Genomic DNA, 17,710 nt, shown 5'->3' with positions numbered 1-17,710 from the left:
CTCACAGTATCTGTGAAAAGTCGGAGGCAAAGATACTATTTTTCTATACTTCTGGTGAGTTTATTTCAAAAATTCATATAAACTTCATGTCATCCTAAAAAAACAATTATATTTGCATCTGAATTCTAAAAGCAATGATTTTGGGCACAATTCTTAAATTTGTTATAGCTTAATATTAGCCTCATAAACCACAGGCTAATTTCTTTCGTTTGAGTAGTTCTATACTTGAACAGGTTTTTCATTTTATCATTTTTATTATTCACTGCATCGTTTTTCAAAACTGATGTAATTAAGGTATTCAGGCTTTTAGTCCGGTTCATGGTAATCAGATGGGAGTGGTGGGTGCGTTGGGAATGAATGGAAAATTTCGTAAGAAATAGTAAGCTGAACATAGGAGAAGAAATAAAAAGGATTGAGCTGCAGCCGGTTGATCCTTTGGATAGAATCAGGCAGATCATTGGTGTCGTACAGGTTTCGCTGACTTCGCTGAAAACAGCTGTTGCCGGATATCAGTTTCGAAGTGCTGAAGAAGAGATTCTTTTCTTTAAAGTATCGAAACCGCAGATTTCCGGTCTGTTGATGTTTTATGTCCGTTTGTATCAGATTGAAAAGAACCGTATCGACAAATCTCTGTCATCCCAATGCCGATATCTGAAGATTGAATTGGAGAACCTGCAAAAATCATTTTTGAATAATGACTTTTATGAATATTACCGTGCCGGTCGAACAGAGCTTGATAACCACTATTTTATTCGGGAGAATTATGATATTCTTTCTGATATACATTGTCATCTACTGGATAGAGATATTTCTTTTACCACCTTGCATGATTCGAGTGTTGCGGAAATTCTGGCGAATAATCGCTTGATAGAATATGTGTCGGAGGAAATAGAGCAGCTGACAGAGAAACTTCATCTTAAATTCACTTCCATTGTAGACAGTAAACTGTTGCAATGGACGGACAGTAAAGTTGCTTTGGTTGAGTTTATCTACGCCTTGTATGCAGGTAAATGCTTTAATAATGGAAATACGAGTTTGAAAGACATTACTTTTTGTTGCGAAACACTGTTTAATATCGAGATAGGTGATTTTTATCGTATATTCTTGGAAATCAGGAATAGAAAGAAAAGCAGAACCCAATTTCTGGATAAGTTGAAAGAACAGATTATAAAGATGATGGATGAGCTTGACAGATAAATTTCAGGGCGTCTTGTGACATCTTGTGAATTATACAAATGGCTATTATCCAACTTTGCGGAGAAATATAATTGATTCACAAAGAAAGATAATCGCTTTTGTATAGTTATGGAAACAACATTTACATGGGAGATAAGGGTGAAGAATTGTCCCTTATTAATTAAGAAATGCAGCCACTGTGATAGTGACCGCTTTTATTGCAGTGATAAGTTCAGGATGAATGCACAGAAGAAAAACATTGATGTCTGGCTGATTTATAGGTGTGTGAAATGTGATAACACTTGTAATATGACTTTGTTGTCACGAACTAAACCCGACTTGATTGATAAAAAGCTCTTTCACAGCTTTTCTATGAATGACAGGGAAGTTGCCTGGCAATATGCCTTTTCTGCCGGAGTGGCAAGCAGGAATAATCTTCAATTAGATTATGACAGTGTTGAATATGAGGTGATAAATACCGTCTCTTTAGAAGATATCCTGAATATGAGTAATGAGATCATAAGTATCCAAGTCAAGTGTGATTTCGACTTGAGCCTTAAATTATCCTCATTGATAAAAAGATGTCTGCCTCTTTCCAGTACCCGCTTGAAGCTGTTGTTTGAACAAGGGTATATTTCTTTACTTTCCGGCAAAACATCTTCCAAGTGTAAGGTAAAGAATGGCGATACTATTTTGATGGATCGAAAAAGCCTGATTGATTTCTTGGGATAAAATCGGTTTTACAGTTTTTTTTAATAGCTTTGTGAAATGATAATTCGCATTCTGTAAAAGAGGTTGTACTATTAAGATGGAAGATATGAAAAAGGTATGTTTATTAGCTTTTGTTTTGTTTACTTGGAGTATCGTTGTGAATGCACAGGAAAGTGATGGACGATACGTTGAAGTGACCGGTTCTTCTGAAATAGAAGTCGTTCCGGATGAGATTCATTTTCTGGTTCAGATTAAGGAGTATTGGCAAGAAGAATACACCGGTAAATCAAAAAAAGAAGAAGATTTCCGGACGAAAGTGCCATTGGCAATGATAGAGAAAGATTTGCGTAAAAGTTTGCGCAAAATAGGAATAACGGATGATGCTATCCGCACACAGGAAATAGGAGATTATTGGCGTCAGAGAGGAAAAGAGTTTCTGATAGGTAAGCAATTGGATATCCGGCTTACGGATTTTGAGCAGATTAACTCTATTATTCGTTCGGTCAATACGTGGGGAATTGAGTCCATGCGCATCGGAGAACTCAAACATAAGGATTTGCCAATGTATCGGAAACAAGGTAAGATTGAAGCACTGAAGGCTGCCCGTGAGAAAGCATCTTATCTGGTGGAAGCGATGGGGCAGCAGTTGGGTGAAGTGATTCGTATCATCGAACCTGCCGATAATAACATAAGCCGTTATCTTCCTTTCGAGGCGCAGAGCAATGTAAGCATGGGTACGGCAGCTACCGAGCAGTACCGGGTTATCAAGCTACGGTATGAAATGACGGCTCGTTTTGCCATTAAATAAAAATAGTCTATCTTTGTCGCATGACAAGAAATAATAAATCGGATTTGGTTTAGTAAACAATCTGTGTTTCTGATACAGATTGTCCTTTCGTTTGCTCTCGGATGATTCCTTCCGGGAGTACTCTTTATGTCTTTATAATTTCAATTTTTAACTTGCGTACAAGGGTGCTAAAAGCATCGTGGTGCTTTGTAACGTGTACGCTGTATACATTAAGATCATGAATAACGAAAATCAAACAATTCACAAATTCGACTTTAATTTAAACTGGTATGGCTGGAATGATAAACTAAGCCGACTAAAACAAGAATCACTCTACAGCACTCTTCCTCATGGACGTATATCCATAGTACATCGTACCTGCTACGAGGTCGTTTCCGAAAACGGATTGTTTCAGTGTGAACTCACGGGAAACATGATGTATGGGAAATCTGATACTGAATTACCCTGTACGGGTGATTGGGTGCTTTTTCAACCATTTGATGAGAATAAAGGGATTATTGTCGATATGCTACCTCGTGAGCGGACATTGTATCGCAAGAAAAGCGGTACAGTTGCCGATAGGCAGGCCATTGCTTCTTACGTCGATAAAGCATTTATTGTGCAGAGCCTTGACGATAATTTCAATGTCCGCAGAGTAGAACGTTTTATGGTTCAGGTATTGGAAGAAAACATCAAGCCTGTATTGGTACTTAATAAATCCGATTTAGATTTTGACAGGCAGAGTGTTGAAGAACAAATAAAGCATATCTCCAATCAGATACCCGTATTTTTTACGAGTATTCATCACCCCCAAACGATTCTCCGGCTGCGGGAATCCATATCAGAAGGAGAAACTGTTGTGTTTGTCGGTTCTTCGGGTGTCGGGAAAAGTTCTCTGGTAAATGCACTCTGTGAAAAATCTGTGTTGCTTACCTCCGATATAAGCCTGTCCACAGGAAAAGGCCGGCATACATCGACCCGTCGGGAAATGGTATTGATGAATGATTCGGGTGTTTTAATCGATACTCCGGGTGTGCGTGAATTTGGCTTGGTTATCGACAATCCAGACTCACTGGCCGAAGTACTTGAAATCTCTGACTATGCAGAATCGTGCCGTTTCAAAGATTGCAAGCATATCAACGAACCGGGTTGTGCTGTTTTAGAAGCAGTCAATAGCGGTGTGTTAGATTATAAAGTTTATGCAAGCTATCTGAAACTTCGCCGGGAAGCGTGGCACTTTTCTGCTTCCGAACATGAGAAACGTAAAAAGGAGAAGTCGTTTACAAAACTTGTAGAAGAAGTAAAGAATCGTAAGGCAAATCGCTGATTTCTATTTAAACGGTGTAGGTATTGGAATTTATTTTTTTCTTCAAAAGAGCAAAAAAGTTCTAGTTGCGCAAAAAGGCTGCGTACCACTGCATCTATCTTTGTCGAAGAAACAAGAAAACAGGTCAAGTACGGGTTACTTCAACAACTCATTTAAGGTATGGAAATCACTCATACGATTATCTGTTTTCCTGTTTCGTAAAGGGGCAGTAGCTCAGTGGGTAGAGCATCATACATAATCTTGAGATTATCCTGATGAAAAAGGTCAATTAAGATTTACTTCTATCCTGTGACGGTCGTCGGTTCGACTCCGGCCTGCTCCACAAAAATAAATATAGAGGTAGGACAGCAGCTTCGGGATTATCTGAAATGAGGTCAACCGGGGCTTACTTCTTAACGGTGGATAACGCTGGTTCGAATCCGGCCTGTTCTACCTCTTTTTATCAACTAAGGTCAAGGAAGACTTACTTCAAAACCGCAGGAATGCTCCATTGATTCGCAGTCTTCCGATTACCTTACTTAAAAAAACAAAGTTATGAATAAAGATTTGTTGAAAGTGTCTATCAGGCAGAATGCAATCTGTTTGCCTTTGATAGAAGAAGAGAAAAAGCAGGAAGAGTTGACTTCGACTACCATTGCATTGGTAGCCCAACTCCGTAAAGTAGGATATAGCTTGTCCGAAGAACTGCTGCATGCCGTTAATCAGTTATATCCGGCTCAACAGATGATGATTCTTCAGGTGATGAAAGAAGTATTGGGTGTGACGCTAAACTGGGCTCCATTGGTGAAAGGGTGGGATGTACCTACCGGAGAAACGCGCTTGGATCATCTGGTTACATGGATCGCTAACCTGTTTAATAGCCAGAAAGGCTTTAAACTACCTTGCGGACACGTGATCCCTGATAATACATTTCCTATGGAACGATACAACGGTTGCCCGTTCTGCGGAACTCCGTTCCAAACGGCTACTACGGAATACTTCGGACAGGGAAGTAAATTGAAAGTGCTGGAACTTTGGCAGGACAAGGAGCTGAATGCTTTTTTCTGTGACTTGCTTGAATCGCGTACGGCTCTTGATGCCACACAAGTGGATAGCTTGAAAATAATGCTTGGCGAACTTCCGTTACCGGTAGTCGGAATCAAAATGAAGGAGACATTGATGTTGGTGATAGATACATTGGTGGAACAGGATAGAGCGCAGGAAGCGCAAATCTATTTTTCTACTCCGAATGATATATTGCGTTATCTGTGGTATAAGAAAACCGGATTCCTGCAAATCATAGAGCCTAAGACTATTATTCGTAAAACAGGTAGAAACAACACACATATGTGTGGAGTTTTGGATAAAAGTCGTTCGGCAGCTCAAGCGAAGCGTGAGGAGTTGAAGTTGAAATATACGCGTCGTGAATGTAAAATGGTAGCTCTTTGGTTGAACAACCTGACAATGGCTCCGGAGAAGGCTTGCGAAATCATGCATCCGAAAAGAGAGATGTGGGTACGTATGATACGTGCGTTGCGTCTGGCGGAATATGCCCGTAAGCCGGAATTCGGAAATTTGAAGGAATTGATGGATATATTCTACCGCCAGGCATATACTGTGTGGCAAGGAGAAGTGGAGCGCAACCGTTTGAAGGCGGATGCGGAACAGACATTTGCTTTGTTAAAGCAGCGACCGGGTATGTTTGCACGTTCTTTATTTGCGAATATGCTTTGGTTCGGAGCGGAAGAGACGTTGGCTGCATTTAAAGAAGTAGTTCATTTGTTGCCGGCACGTTTGGTAGTTACTTTGGGTATGTATGCGGAGAACTACTTTGAACCGGGACATAAGAGAATGGTGAAACCTTTAGGGGGAAATGCTCTTTTGATAGAACCACATTATTGGGTGGGTCTGTATATGGAGGATCAGCTAAAAGCGATGGTGAAGGATGTACAGGATCTGTGTAAGGAAGTCGTAGCTGCCCGTTTTGCCAATGCTGCTGCCGAAAGTGAAAACAAAAGTATGTATATTGACCCTATGTTGTTCCATATCCCGTTGGCTATCGGCGATCGTAGTGAAACAATTCAGGATACTTCCTGTGCTTTGCAGGGAACGCGTTTCCCGGTAAAGGGGGATAAAGTGCGATTGTTTATGCAGTGGGGAAAAGGGCTTCCGGCACAGCATCTTGATATGGACTTGAGTTGTCATATCACTTTGCCTTCCACAACAGAAGTTTGTTCCTTCTTCAACTTGCAAGCTATTGGCGCTAAACATAGCGGGGATATCCGAAGTATTCCTAATAAGAAAGGTACTGCCGAATATATCGAGCTGGATTTGAATGAACTGAACCGTGTAGGTGCGGAATATGTCGCTTTCACTTGCAATGCATATAGCAATGGGACTATCTCTCCTAATCTGGTGGTAGGTTGGATGAACTCTGCCTATCCAATGAAGATATCGGAAAGAACAGGAGTAGCTTACGACCCTTCTTGCGTACAACATCAAGTACGTATTTCCCAAAGTTTGCAGAAAGGACTTGTTTTCGGAGTTCTGAAAGTGAAAGAACGGGAAATCGTTTGGCTGGAAATACCTTTTGGCGGACAGACTATTCTTTCTTTGGATACACAGACCATCGAAAAGTATCTGGATAAGCTGGAAGCGAAAACAACTGTCGGTGAATTGTTAGCAGTCAAAGCACAGGCACAAGGCTTGAAGTTAGTTGATATTCCGGAAGCGGACGAGATATATACCCGTGAATGGGCATTGAATACTGCCGCTGTGACTAAATTACTGTTAGGTGATTAAATTATTGGGAGGAATTGTCTTTTTCCTCCTAGGATTTAAAGGTCGTATCGCATAAAGTTATACCTTTGTATGCGATCAATTAATCGTCTGACAGCTGTTGAACTTTCGTCTGACAACTGTTATCTTTCCGTCTGACAACTGTCAGACGAAAAAGATACAGCTGTCAGACGATTATTTTTATATGAACTGAAGATTAAAGTTCAATGAACAGACGATTAAATATACGTAGTGAAAGTAATAAATGTATGAACTAATAAAAAGATATACTTATGAGTGCTCAATATGATTTGTATGAAACACCGGATCCTGACAGTACCGGAGAACAAAAGCCTTTGCATGCCCGTATCGTTCCAAATGGAACTTACTCGAAAAAAGAATTCCTGGAACGTGTATCTCGTTCTTCCCAGACTTTTAACTATAACGTGATAGATGCGGTAGTAGGAGTTGTATTGGATGAACTAGCCGAAACGTTAGCAGAGGGGTATATCGTAGAACTTGGCGAACTCGGGCATTTCAGCATCTCTTTGAAATGTACGCATAAAGTAATGACTAAACGGGAGATTCGTGCCGAATCAATCTGTTTTGATAATGTGCATTTGCGCACTTCCAAAGAGTTCAAAAGGAAGATTAAGCGTGAAATAGAGTTGGAACGTGTGGACAAATCCAAACATTCTTCTCAAAAAGTCGAATTTACTTTGGAGCAACGCCAACAGCTTTTACAGGAATTTCTAAGGAAAAATGGTGGTATTACCCGATTGGAATATAGTAGCCTGACCGGACTTTCCCGGCTGAAAGCAATAGATGATTTGAATACTTTCATTGAGAAAGGGATTCTTCGTAAACGTGGAGCTGGAAGAACCGTGTTTTATGTCTGGCAACAGGAAGAATGATAATCAACTAAAAAATCCTCGTGCTGTTACTGACAGCTTTGTGTTTTTTGTCATTCACGGTAACACATATTAAGATGTATAACTTGCTGATTATTTTTCATACTGTTATATTTGTCCCGCTATTCTATTAATCAATAGAGGGAGAATGTATCAAAAGAAAAATATAAGGGTATATATAGCATGGATGTTATTCATGACATTCATTCCCTTCTTTGTAGTGAAGACCTTTCACTATCATGGAAGTGAGGATGAAAAGTCGTGTTCCCATGCAAAGCATTCTCACCAATCATCTGATGATTGTGTGATCTGCCAATACTCCCTTTCTTTCTTTACTGAACCTCAACCGATAGAATTTCATTGCACACTGACGCTCGTGCCCTACGAGCCGATTATTTACCAGGATAAGGTTGTTTGCAAACGAACTTATTCGCATCATTTACGCGGGCCTCCGGTCGCATGATTACATACTCATATTTTCAATGGAGATAGATTGGCTTTTAATCTATCCTTACATTCATTTTACACATTAAATAAAAGATTGTAATTGATGCGTATCGGAATTATTTCGGGCGTAATAGGGTTATTTGTAACCTTATCCGTCCATGCACAGAAATCCGATTCAATCAAGAGCATGCTTTTGCCTGATGTTGTGGTAACCGAAACGTACCAGCAACGTCAAGCGAAAAAGTCTGCCCTTACGGTTGATGTAGCCGATCAGGATTTTTTGCGCAAACATTTTACAGGAAACTTCATGCAGGCGATGGAGAATATTCCCGGAGTACAGGCAATGGATATTGGTTCGGGCTTCTCCAAACCTATGATTCGCGGAATGGGATTCAACCGGATTGCTGTATTGGAAAACGGAATCAAACAGGAAGGACAACAATGGGGAGCCGATCACGGACTAGAACTGGATGCTTTCAATATCGGAGCAGTCAATGTATTGAAAGGCCCCTCCTCACTGCTCTATGGCAGTGATGCAATGGGAGGAGTGATTGATGTTGTTCCGTCGGCTGTTCCTGCTGATAATCGTGTATTCGGAGATGTCACACTGCTGGGTAAATCAGTCAATGGAACCATCGGAGGATCACTGATGCTGGGAATCAGGAAGAATGCCTGGTACTCCCATATCCGTTATTCGGAACAACATTTCGGTGACTATCGTATTCCGACGGATTCTATTGTCTACCTGACACAAAGAATTCCCATATATGGGCGTAAACTCAAGAATACAGCAGGCATTGAACGCAATATCGGACTTTTTACCCAATATCAACGAAGAGCCTATAAAGCGAATTATGCTGTGAGTAATGTATATCAAAAGACGGGATTCTTTCCGGGGGCACATGGCATACCCGATGCGTCACGTGTGGAAGATGATGGAGACAGCCGTAATATTGAATTGCCATTCAGTAAAGTGAATCACCTGAAAGTGACCACCCACCAGCAATATGCATGGGAGAAACTGATTTTGTCAGGCGATTTAGGTTTCCAGAACAATCACCGTGAAGAGTGGAGTGCTTTCCATACTCACTATGGTTCGCAACCCGCACCGGAGAAAGACCCCGACAAGGAACTTGCTTTTAATCTGAACACTTTCAGTGCTTCGGTGAAAGCTCGTTTTATTGGTTCTTCTTCGTGGGAACATACATTGGGGTGGGATGGACAACATCAACGGAACGACGTTTCCGGCTATTCATTTTTACTGCCTGAATATCGCCGTTCCACTACCGGAATGCTTTGGCTTACGACATACAGACCCAACAATGTGTTTTCTGTCAGCGGAGGAATGCGATATGACTACGGATATATGAATATCTCTTCGCATGAAGATACTTACCTTGCCGATTATCTTCGGAAACAGGGCTATGATCCGGAACAGATAGACTTCTACAAGTGGAACAGTCACTCTGTGAATAAGCACTACGGTGATTATTCTCTTTCTCTGGGATTGGTATGGACTCCCTCCGACAAGCATCTGGTAAAGGTGAATATCGGGCGTAGTTTCCGCCTGCCCGGTGCGAATGAGTTGGCTGCCAACGGTGTACATCACGGCACTTTCCGCCATGAACAGGGAGATGCAAACCTAAAGTCCGAACAAGGCTGGCAACTGGACGCTTCTTATCATCTGAAGTACCAGGGAATTTCTTTCTCCGTCTCTCCATTTGTCAGTTGGTTCAGCAATTACATTTTTCTGCGTCCTACCGGAGAGTGGTCTGTATTGCCTCATGCCGGACAAATCTATCGCTATACCGGAGCAGAAGCGCTATTTGCAGGAACTGAAGCTACCGTAGATGTTGATTTTCTGCGTAACTTCAATTATCGGATTTCCGCTGAATACGTTTACACCTATAATTGTGATGAACATATTCCATTGAGTTTCTCGCCACCTCCTGTTATGCGCAATACATTAACCTGGCAAAAGAACCGGTATATGTTGTATGCAGAATGGCAGAGCATTGCCCGGCAAAATAGAGTGGACCGTAACGAAGACCGTACAGCCGGAGCAAATCTCTTTCATCTGGGTGGTTCATTGAATATTCCGATAGGTGGAAACAATGAGATTGAAATAACCCTGACCGCCCGAAATATATTCGATACCCGATATTACAATCATCTTAGTTTTTACAGGAAAGTTGAGATTCCCGAACCGGGACGTAACTTTCAGATATTAATCAAAGTTCCATTTAAAAAATTACTGAAATGAAAAATAAATTTTATCTCCCAATGGTTAGCCTTTTGGCAACAGTTACTTTCATGTTTTCCTCTTGTGATAATGATGACTCCAGCGATACGACCAAACCTCTGATTGAACTTCACGAACCGGAAGAGGGTCAGGCTTTGGAGATCGGAAACGAACATGGGGTTCATTTTGAAATGGATTTGTCGGATGATGTCATGCTGAAATCCTATAAGATTGAAATTCATAGTAATTTCGACCACCATTCACACGGAGGTAATAGCAGGGCTGTACAGGAAACAGTAGATTTTAGTTTCAACAGATCCTACGATGTGTCCGGACAGAAAACCGCCCATATTCATCATCACGATATTGTAATACCAGCCAATGCTACTGCAGGAGATTATCATTTGATGGTTTATTGCACGGATGCCGCAGGTAACGAATCTTATATCGCACGCAATATCAAATTGAGTAATGAGGTGGAAGACGAAGACCATCACCATGATGAATAAGACAACTTGCTGAACACGGAGAAATCCCCTTTATTTTAGCCTGACTTGTAAGTCGGAAAGGCTGAAAGAAAGGGGATTTCTTTATATGGAAACCGTCGTATATCAAAAAGTCTTCCGTACTTCTCTTGGAGACATTCCGAAATGGGCTCTCACATACTTTCCGAAGAAAGAAATATTGGGGAAATTCAGTTCGTCAGAGATCTCTTTGATCGATTTCTCGGAGTGTTTCAACATATACCTGATATTTTCCGTCGTATAGTCATGTATCCATTTCAAAGCCGTTTTCTGACTGGCAACTTTACAGGCATAAGATAAATATTTAGGAGTGACACACAGCTCTTTGGCATAGTATGCCACTGAACGTTCTTTTCCTTTAGTCTGCTCCAGTAATTTCATAAAGTTCTTGAATAGAATATCTCCCTGTCTCATCAGATTATCTTCGTCAGATGATATGAGCTTATCCAAATCCACCAGCAATTCGTAAAGGGCAGCTTGCAGGAGAGAACGCATAATCTCTTTATGATAGATGTGTGGCGGTTGGTTGACTTTCAGTTTAATCAATTCATAGTAATGTTCAAAACTGTTCTGTTTTTCTTCATTCAGATGTATAATGGGATTTTTGCTGATATATAAGGCTTTGTTCCAGATATTCCTACTGTTGAAAAAGAAATGTTGGAGAATGCGTTCGGAGAATCCTACTATTTTTCCTTCAAAATCCGGACTAAGCATGTAATTGTTGCATAAAATATTGGGACGGCAAAACAAAAGATCGTTCGAATGAACCACATACGTATTACTGTTGACATCCAGTTGCAACTTACCTTTGATACACATGATAATAATCAGCATATTCAGTTGTATGGTAGAATTATCATTGTAGGGCAGTTCCCTGATATCATCTGCAATAGCAATGTCTCCGTCCATATAATTCAGTAGACCAACCAAGGCTTCCTCATTTTTGATATTATCCATATTTATCTCATGGATAATATTACTCTCTTTCATTTCCATTGTTCCATTCTTGCTTATTATTTCTGCAAATATGGTCATTATTTCCAAAGATGATGCGTCCGATTTGGCGGAGATAGTGTTCTGTTTTTCTTATTAGGTATATCTTCTTGAAAAATGGAACACTTGCTGGCTTTTAAAGAACACTGCAACTGTTCGAAAAATCTACATCTTCGCAGGCGAAAAAAGAAAATTATGTAATCAGTAAAATGAAAACTAAAATGAAACAGAGCTATTATTGGGTAACATTAGTGTTCGGCATGCTATTGATGGGATGCAAACAAACAGGAGAGACGACAGAGATGGAACCTGTGAAGGTAAAAGTAGTGACGATGGAAGAAATCCCGTTGAATGGCACGCAGGGATTTTCGGGAACTATCGAAGAAATGACAGGTTCTACTTTGAGTTTCCCGGTGGGAGGAACGATCGGGCAGATAGCGGTAACAGTTGGTCAGCGGGTCGCGAAAGGAGCAATCATTGCTACGGTAGACGAGTCTACTTTGCAGAACACTTATAATGCATCTGCCGCGTTGCTTGCTCAAGCCGAAGATGCTTATCAGCGGTTGAAACTGTTGCACGACAATGGCAGTCTGCCTGAAATACAGTGGGTGGAGGCACAGAGTAAATTGAAACAGGCGGCTGCTTCCGAACAGATTGCCAGAAAGAGTCTGGACGATTGCCGGTTGTGTGCACCGTTTAGCGGTATTATTTCAGAAAAGAGTGTGGAAACCGGACAGAATGTGATGCCGGGAATGCCGGTTGTAAAACTGGTCACTATTCATCAGGTGAAAGTCAAAGTGGCTGTACCCGAGAATGAAATAGCACAAGTCAGAATTGGACAGACTGCCCGGATGATGGTTCCTGCGTTGGATAATCGGGTGTTTGAAGGCAGTATCATTGAGAAAGGAGTAGCGGCAAATGCTTTGTCCCGTTCGTATGAAGTAAAAGTTTTGGTAGATAATCCGGAACAGGTATTGATGCCGGGTATGATTTGTCAGATGTATATGAATAAATCGGAGGGAGAAACGAAGGCATTTGTGCTGCCGGTTCAGGTTGTTCAGCTGGATGAAAATAACCGTTCGTTTGTGTGGGTGAATACACACGGGAGAGCGGAAAAGAGAATGGTGCAGACAGGAGAACTGACCGATCGGGGAGTAGTGATTAAAAACGGACTGACTTCCGGAGATGAAGTGATTGTTGAAGGACAGCAGAAAGTAAGTGTGCAGACACGGATTACAACGGAAAAATGAAAAAGGAAATGAAGACAAAGAAGCGTAGCGTCGTTGAGTGGGCGATGCATTACCGGCAGGTTATTATTTTGATTACCTGTTGTTTGATGGCATTTGGAGTCTACGGACTGTCCGAGATGAAAAAGAATGAGTTTCCCGATTTTACGATTCGGCAGGGAGTTGTTGCCGCTGTGTATCCGGGAGCTACTGCTGCGGAAATGGAAGAGCAGGTGGCCAAGCCTTTGGAAAACTATATATTCAGTTATAAAGAGGTGAAGAAAGCAAAAACTCATTCTACCTGTAAGGATGGCATGGTGATTATCCAGGTACAGTTGAATGATGACTTGAATAATAAGGATGAGTTTTGGAGCAAGTTTAAACATGGAGTCGGGCAGTTTAAGAGTGAATTGCCGCAAGGAGTGTTGGCTGTTCAGGTGATGGATGATTTTGGCGATACGTCGGCTTTGCTGGTTACGATGGAGAGCGGGGACAAAACCTATCGTGAACTGAACACCTATATGGACGGACTGAAAGATAGATTGAGAAGGATAGAAAGTGTAGGAAGGCTGAACACGTACGGTATGCAGCAAGAACAGATTTCGATCTATCTCGATAGTGACCGTCTGTCTCATTACGGAATTAATGACCAAACCCTTGCAATAACCCTGTTTACAAAAGGGTTTACGACCACTGCCGGACGGATAAAAACTGATGACTACATCTCTCCCGTTTATATCGCTAAATCTCTGAATACACTGCGGGATGTGCAGGAGATGATTGTTTATTCCGATCCGATGGGAAATACGGTTCGCCTGAAAGATATAGCAAGAGTTGTAAAAGAATACCCTGTACCGGAATCGGTAATTACGAACAATGGTAAAAAATGCCTGCTTCTTAGTGTGGAAATGAAGAAGGATAAGAATATTGTCCGTATGGGTAATGAGGTGAAAGAAGTGCTGGCGGAATATGAGAAAACCTTACCGTCGGACGTGCAACTGTTTAAGATTACCGACCAGAGTAAGGTAGTGAACGACAGTGTAATCACTTTCCTGAAAGAACTGTTGATTGCCGTTATTGCTGTGATTATTGTAGTAATGCTGTTGATGCCGTTCAGGGTGGCGATGGTAGCGGCATCCACCATCCCCGTCACTATATTTATTTCTCTGGGATTATTTTACGCTTTTGGCATTGAATTGAATACAGTAACATTGGCAGCACTGATCGTTACATTGGGAATGATTGTGGATAACTCTATTGTGATAATCGATAGCTATCTGGAAAAAATATCGGAAGGAATGTCCCGTTGGCATGCCTCTATTGAGAGTGCCACTCATTTCTTCAAATCCATATTTTCGGCAACTTTGGCTATCAGTATTACTTTCTTCCCATTCCTGTTTACAATGACGGGCATGACGCATGATTTCCTGGTGAGCTTTCCGTGGGCTACTACCTTGATACTGATGATTTCATTGCTGGTTGCCGAACTGTTGGTTCCTTTTATACAGTTTTACTTTATCCGGAAGCCTGTTAAAAGTGAGTTCCCGGAGGGCGGAAAGAAGAAATTTTCTTTTTTGGATAGCTTGCAGACTGGATACAACTGGCTCCTGGATAAATGTTTCGCTTATCCACGGATAACGATTGGTTTAGGGGTACTTTCTGTTGTTGTAGGCATCGTGCTGGTGGGAAGTTTGCCGCAAAAGCTGATGCCTACCGCAGAACGGGATCAGTTTGCCGTAGAGATTTATATGCCAACCGGCACGGCAGTAGAGAAAACGACACAGGTAGCAGATAGCTTGGAGCATATTCTCCGTCAGGATTCCCGGGTGTTATCGGTCGCTTCTTTTAAAGGTACTTCTTCACCCCGTTTCCAAAACTCGTATGCACCACAAATGGGAGGAAGCAACTTTGCCCAATTTATCGTGAATACGACCGGAGTAGATGCCACACTGGAACTTCTGGATGAATATACTCCCCGATATTCGGGTTATTTCCCGGAAGCCGTAGTGCGTTTCAAACAATTAGGATATAGTGAGGCGGTTAATCCTGTGGAAGTGCGTATCAGTGGCGACAGCCTTTCCGTATTGAAGAATGAGGCCGACAGAATTGTGGAGATCTTGCGTACAATGCCGGAACTGGAACTGGTGCGGACTAACTTCAATGAACCGTTGGCAGCTACCCGGATTGAACTGGATGAAGATGAATCCATCCGGCTGGGAATAACGAACGCTTCATTGGAAACGGCACTTGCTATGCGCTACGGAAGTGGTTTCCCCGTTGCCACTGCCTGGGAAGGCGATTATGATATCAATATTGTGCTGAAAAGCACCAAGGCAGACTCTGCCCGCTATCAGGACCTCGGAGACGAGCGGATTGCCGCATCCGGCGGACTGGCAACTGTACCTTTACGCCAGATTGCAAAGATTGTTCCTGTATGGAACGATGGACAGATTGTACGTCGCAACGGAATCAGGACCATTACTGTAATGGCGGAAGTAGGACGTGAAATAAACGTGATGAATGCAACTGCCAAAGTGCAGGAGAAGTTGTCCGGTTTATCTTTGCCGGAGGGAGTGACATTGACTTATGGCGGTGAGCTGGAAGAAAATGAAGAGCAGATGCCTAATATCATGGCCGGACTCTGCATTGCTGTTGTGATTATCTTCTTCATTCTTCTTTGGCACTTTAAACGTATCAGTACGGCAGTTATGATGTTGATGTGCCTGACGCTTTGCCTATTCGGTACGGCTGTCGGTATTCTGATACAGGGTGTCGACTTTGGTGTGACTTGCGTGTTGGGAATTGTCAGCCTGATGGGAATCCTGGTACGTAACGGCATCATTATGATCGACTATGCCGAAGAACTTCGGAATAATGAAAGAATGACGGCGCATCAGGCTATTTATCATTCGGCACAACGGCGTATGCGCCCTATCTTCCTGACATCGGCAGCTGCTTCTATGGGAGTCATTCCGATGATATTGGGAGGCAGCGGACTGTGGATGCCGATGGGAACCGTTATTTTCTATGGCACACTGATTACAATGGTGTTTATTCTGACTGTGATGCCGGTATGTTACTGGTTGATGATGAGCGGAACAACGCGGAAACGCAGTCGGTCTGCCAAACTGGAATTGGAATAATTAAATGAAGAATAAAAGACAATGAGACAGGATAAATATAAAAAAGTAGTGATTTTCGCTTTGTGCGGATTCATGATGTTTCCTTTGTGTGCGCAAAAGACTTATACGCTTGAGCAATGCCGCTCTATGGCATTGGCACACAATATAAAAATGAAGAAAGCTCACACAGACTTGAAGGCTGCGGAGCAGACAAAGAAAGAAGCATTTACCGGTTATTTCCCTACGGTGGGAGCTACGGGAGCCGGATTTAATGCAAATAAAGGTTTGCTTGAAATGGAATTGGCTCCAGGGATGGGAATGTCTATGTTGAAGAATGGAATTGTGGGCAGCATTACGGCTACGCAACCTTTGTTTACAGGCGGACAGATTGTGAATAGCAACAAACTGGCGAAAGTGAGCGTGGAAGTGAGTAAATGGCAGTTGCGTCAGTCGGAAAATGAAGTGAGTTATACCACGGAACAATATTACTGGCAGATAGTTACTTTGCAGGAGAAGTTGACCACGCTCACTACGGTGCAGAAAATGCTGGACCGTCTGTATCAGGATGTAGAAGTGGCGGTCAAAGCAGGAATGACCACAAGAAACGAACTGCTTCAGGTGGAACTGAAAAGGAATGAAGTAGCCAGCAACCGGATAAAGTTAGAGAATGCGTTGTCTCTTAGCAAAATGGTATTGGCACAATATATCGGTGAAACAGGCGACGGCTTTGAAATAGAGACGGATATTCCGGTGGAAGACATTCCGGTTTTTCCCGAACAACTTCGCAGGGACCATCATGCTTCATTAGTGCTGACTCCTGAATATCATCTGTTAGAGAAAAATGTGGAAGCTAACCGGCTGCAGAAAAATCTGGCAATCGGAAAGAATCTGCCTACGATTGCCATTGGTGCAGGATATATGTATGATGACCTGATGGATAAATCTCATCCTTTCGGCATTGCTTTTGCCACCGTTTCTATTCCCATATCTAACTGGTGGGGTGGTTCTCATGCCATTAAAAAGCAGAAGTTACAATTAAAGTATGCGGAATATGAACGGGATGATACGGGAGAATTGTTGATGATTAAGATGCAGAAAGCATGGAATGATGTCGATGATGCTTACAAACAAATTCTGATTGCCCGGAAGTCCATTGAACAGGCAACGGAGAATCTGAAATTGAATGAAGATTATTACAAGGCAGGCACCACAAGTATGAGTGATTTATTGGATGCACAGTCTATGTTTCAACAAAGTAGGGATACCTATGTGGATGCCTATTCTCAATATCAGATAAAGAAACTGGAATATCTGCTGGCTACAGGACGATAGATATACTGTTTTTTACGTAATGAGTATTTTTTCTTTCGAAAGGTGTAATATCTATTACACCTTTTTTGTTTCTAATCCTTTACTTTTGTGAAAAATACTTTTTCGTATGATGAAGTTTCCAATAATAAATCGACTCTTTCCTTCTTATAAATGGA

Annotated in this window: 13 protein-coding genes and 1 tRNA gene; 13 read left to right on the top strand and 1 reads right to left on the bottom strand. The window is 41.8% G+C overall.

All coding sequences use genetic code 11. The features are described 5' to 3' along the window. Window positions 1-357: 357 nt before the first annotated feature. The 10 genes from ACT8YW_RS06310 (at window position 358) to ACT8YW_RS06265 (ending at window position 10,867) form a co-directional block, all read left to right on the top strand. On the top strand, window positions 358-1,197 hold the full coding sequence (locus tag ACT8YW_RS06310) for an RteC domain-containing protein (protein ID WP_444104378.1): 840 nt from the start codon (window positions 358-360) through the stop codon (window positions 1,195-1,197). Window positions 1,198-1,305: 108 nt separating this feature from the next. Next, complete coding sequence (locus tag ACT8YW_RS06305) at window positions 1,306-1,908, top strand: DUF1062 domain-containing protein (protein ID WP_195358874.1); 603 nt, start codon at window positions 1,306-1,308, stop codon at window positions 1,906-1,908. Between the two features lie 85 nt (window positions 1,909-1,993). Further along, the gene (locus tag ACT8YW_RS06300) at window positions 1,994-2,695 is read left to right on the top strand and encodes an SIMPL domain-containing protein (protein ID WP_122135980.1); all 702 of its coding nucleotides are present in this window, start codon (window positions 1,994-1,996) and stop codon (window positions 2,693-2,695) included. 217 nt (window positions 2,696-2,912) lie between these two features. Next, the gene (gene rsgA, locus ACT8YW_RS06295) at window positions 2,913-4,001 is read left to right on the top strand and encodes a ribosome small subunit-dependent GTPase A (RefSeq protein WP_444104377.1); all 1,089 of its coding nucleotides are present in this window, start codon (window positions 2,913-2,915) and stop codon (window positions 3,999-4,001) included. Between the two features lie 202 nt (window positions 4,002-4,203). Further along, window positions 4,204-4,323, top strand: a tRNA-OTHER gene (locus tag ACT8YW_RS06290). A 212-nt stretch (window positions 4,324-4,535) separates the two neighbouring features. Beyond that, entirely contained in the window at window positions 4,536-6,782 is a 2,247-nt protein-coding gene (locus ACT8YW_RS06285) for a hypothetical protein (protein ID WP_444104376.1), read from the top strand. Window positions 6,783-7,051: 269 nt separating this feature from the next. Further along, window positions 7,052-7,672, top strand: coding sequence for an HU family DNA-binding protein (locus ACT8YW_RS06280; RefSeq protein WP_444104375.1), 621 nt, complete (start codon window positions 7,052-7,054; stop codon window positions 7,670-7,672). Between the two features lie 145 nt (window positions 7,673-7,817). After that, entirely contained in the window at window positions 7,818-8,132 is a 315-nt protein-coding gene (locus tag ACT8YW_RS06275) for a hypothetical protein (RefSeq protein ID WP_444104374.1), read from the top strand. A gap of 87 nt (window positions 8,133-8,219) precedes the next feature. Then, window positions 8,220-10,379, top strand: coding sequence for a TonB-dependent receptor (locus tag ACT8YW_RS06270; RefSeq protein ID WP_444104373.1), 2,160 nt, complete (start codon window positions 8,220-8,222; stop codon window positions 10,377-10,379). Next, window positions 10,376-10,867: a DUF4625 domain-containing protein gene (locus ACT8YW_RS06265; protein ID WP_444104372.1), complete on the top strand. Its 492-nt coding sequence runs from the start codon at window positions 10,376-10,378 to the stop codon at window positions 10,865-10,867. Before ACT8YW_RS06270 ends, ACT8YW_RS06265 begins: the two co-directional genes overlap by 4 nt. Window positions 10,868-10,969: 102 nt before the next feature. On the opposite strand, the gene ACT8YW_RS06260 is transcribed toward ACT8YW_RS06265, so the two are convergent. After that, the gene (locus tag ACT8YW_RS06260) at window positions 10,970-11,917 is read right to left on the bottom strand and encodes a helix-turn-helix domain-containing protein (protein WP_081352702.1); all 948 of its coding nucleotides are present in this window, start codon (window positions 11,915-11,917) and stop codon (window positions 10,970-10,972) included. 179 nt (window positions 11,918-12,096) lie between these two features. Between ACT8YW_RS06260 and ACT8YW_RS06255 the strand changes: the two genes are divergently transcribed. Genes ACT8YW_RS06255 through ACT8YW_RS06245 form a run of 3 tightly spaced genes read left to right on the top strand, consistent with a single transcriptional unit; the run spans window position 12,097 to window position 17,555 of the window. Further along, window positions 12,097-13,125 (top strand): efflux RND transporter periplasmic adaptor subunit, encoded by a 1,029-nt coding sequence (locus ACT8YW_RS06255; protein ID WP_444104371.1) that lies wholly within the window; start codon window positions 12,097-12,099, stop codon window positions 13,123-13,125. Between the two features lie 8 nt (window positions 13,126-13,133). After that, complete coding sequence (locus ACT8YW_RS06250; protein ID WP_444104370.1) at window positions 13,134-16,244, top strand: efflux RND transporter permease subunit; 3,111 nt, start codon at window positions 13,134-13,136, stop codon at window positions 16,242-16,244. Between the two features lie 21 nt (window positions 16,245-16,265). Next, window positions 16,266-17,555: a TolC family protein gene (locus ACT8YW_RS06245; protein WP_117934995.1), complete on the top strand. Its 1,290-nt coding sequence runs from the start codon at window positions 16,266-16,268 to the stop codon at window positions 17,553-17,555. The last annotated feature ends 155 nt before the right edge of the window (window positions 17,556-17,710 follow it).

Origin of the sequence: Bacteroides sp., assembly GCF_052357945.1 — a bacterium.
Classification (GTDB): domain Bacteria; phylum Bacteroidota; class Bacteroidia; order Bacteroidales; family Bacteroidaceae; genus Bacteroides.
Note: the sequence above shows the minus strand (reverse complement) of the source record. Positions and strands in the feature narration are given on the sequence as shown.

Bases quoted from the DNA above. Each gene is read 5' to 3' on its own strand.
- ACT8YW_RS06300 (WP_122135980.1), top strand. From the start codon at position 1,994: ATGAAAAAGGTATGTTTATTAGCTTTTGTTTTGTTTACTTGGAGTATC.
- ACT8YW_RS06310 (WP_444104378.1), top strand. From the start codon at position 358: ATGGAAAATTTCGTAAGAAATAGTAAGCTGAACATAGGAGAAGAAATA.
- ACT8YW_RS06260 (WP_081352702.1), bottom strand. From the start codon at position 11,917: ATGACCATATTTGCAGAAATAATAAGCAAGAATGGAACAATGGAAATG.
- ACT8YW_RS06265 (WP_444104372.1), top strand. From the start codon at position 10,376: ATGAAAAATAAATTTTATCTCCCAATGGTTAGCCTTTTGGCAACAGTT.
- ACT8YW_RS06245 (WP_117934995.1), top strand. From the start codon at position 16,266: ATGAGACAGGATAAATATAAAAAAGTAGTGATTTTCGCTTTGTGCGGA.
- ACT8YW_RS06275 (WP_444104374.1), top strand. From the start codon at position 7,818: ATGTATCAAAAGAAAAATATAAGGGTATATATAGCATGGATGTTATTC.
- ACT8YW_RS06285 (WP_444104376.1), top strand. From the start codon at position 4,536: ATGAATAAAGATTTGTTGAAAGTGTCTATCAGGCAGAATGCAATCTGT.
- ACT8YW_RS06305 (WP_195358874.1), top strand. From the start codon at position 1,306: ATGGAAACAACATTTACATGGGAGATAAGGGTGAAGAATTGTCCCTTA.
- rsgA (WP_444104377.1), top strand. From the start codon at position 2,913: ATGAATAACGAAAATCAAACAATTCACAAATTCGACTTTAATTTAAAC.
- ACT8YW_RS06270 (WP_444104373.1), top strand. From the start codon at position 8,220: ATGCGTATCGGAATTATTTCGGGCGTAATAGGGTTATTTGTAACCTTA.
- ACT8YW_RS06255 (WP_444104371.1), top strand. From the start codon at position 12,097: ATGAAACAGAGCTATTATTGGGTAACATTAGTGTTCGGCATGCTATTG.
- ACT8YW_RS06280 (WP_444104375.1), top strand. From the start codon at position 7,052: ATGAGTGCTCAATATGATTTGTATGAAACACCGGATCCTGACAGTACC.
- ACT8YW_RS06250 (WP_444104370.1), top strand. From the start codon at position 13,134: ATGAAGACAAAGAAGCGTAGCGTCGTTGAGTGGGCGATGCATTACCGG.